1 protein-coding gene is annotated in these 1,392 nt (G+C 64.7%); it reads right to left on the minus strand.

Annotated features, from left to right (window positions below):
• A partial coding sequence (locus QK287_RS18370; protein ID WP_282361127.1) for an IS110 family transposase occupies window positions 1–1,188 on the minus strand: 1,188 nt, incomplete at its 3' end.
• Between the last annotated feature and the right edge of the window lie 204 nt (window positions 1,189–1,392).

A 1,392-nucleotide genomic window follows, 5' to 3' on the forward strand; every position in this document is an offset into this window, starting at 1 on the left:
GGCGGGTTTCTCTTCGTAGAAGGTGCCGTGTTTGAGCATGGCGTAGATGACGTCGCAGCGACGGCGGGCGAGGCAGATGACGGCGGCGTTGTGCTTTTTGCCCTGGTCGCGTTTCCTCCCGTAGTAGGCCTTGGACGCCGGGTGGTGGCAGCTGGCGATCCAGGCGGATCTGAAGAGCGCGTTCTTGAGCTGTTTGTTGCCCGATCGTGCGGGGAACTCGCCGCGGATCGAGGTGCCGGATCGCCGCGTCACGGGTGCAATGCCGGCGTAGGCGGCGAGGTGAGCGGCTGAGGCGAAAGCGCTGGCGTCTCCGATGCTCAGGAGTATGGTCGCTGCGGTCTTGATACCGACTCCCGGCATGGACATCAAGACCGTGGAAAGAGGGAAATCGTCCAGGAGCCTTTCGACCTCGGCGGCCACGATGGCCCGCTGGTGTTTGAGTTCCTTGATCTGGCCTGCCACGCGTGGGATCACCAGTTCAACGGCTTCGGTGCCGATCACAGTGACACTCTGCTCGCCCAGGGCCATGAAGACCGCGTCGATGAGCCCGGAGGGGTCTTTGCGGCTGTGGTTCCGGGCCCAGCGCAGCACGTGGCCGCGTCCGGCTGCCCGCAGACCGGCCGGTCCCGCATATTTGATGAACAGCTCCAGGACGAGTGCACGAGTCAGGACGGTGCCGGGGAAAACCCGCTCCAGGGCAGGGAAGATCTGCAACAGCAGGGACCGCAGCCGGTTGATCGCCCGGGTGCATTCATGGGTCAGGTCGGCGTCGAATCCGGACAGGACCTTCAACGCTGCGAGCACTCCGCTGTCCCTGTCGACCGCCCTGAGGGTGTGGGGCATCGCCCGTGCCGTCTCGGCGATGATGAACGCGTCCCGGGCATCCGTTTTGGACTTGCCCGGATACAGGTCCGCGGCTTTGCGCATCGCCAGTCCCGGCAGATAAGCGACCGTGCAGCCGCAGTCCCGCGCAACGGCAATCGGCAGTGCGCCGATGGTGTTGGGCTGGTCCACGACCACCAGGACTGTGCCGTGCTCCTGCAGCCCGGTAAACAGTTCGCGCAGCCGGGCCTCGTCCTGCGGCAGAGGCTTATCAAAAATCCGTCCTCCCGCCCGGTCCAGGGCGGTCGCGTGGTGTTCGGATTTTCCAACGTCCAGCCCGCAGAAAACAGCGATCTCCTCGTCCATGCCGGCGCTCCTTCGCGCTGTCTGGCCGCAGTCATGACACCCGATGCTGGCACCCACGTTACAAAGAGACCTCGCCCCGGAAAAGGGGCTGGCCGTGTCCCTATCAGCAGTCAACGTGTGTCTCCGGACCCGGCAACAACACCCCCCGGATCATGAGTGACAGGGCGAGAAAGTCATACCGGGTCCAGCGACCAAATCCCCGGC

The sequence above is a fragment of the Arthrobacter sp. AL05 genome, from assembly GCF_029960715.1.
In the GTDB taxonomy this organism is placed as follows: Bacteria; Actinomycetota; Actinomycetes; order Actinomycetales; family Micrococcaceae; genus Arthrobacter.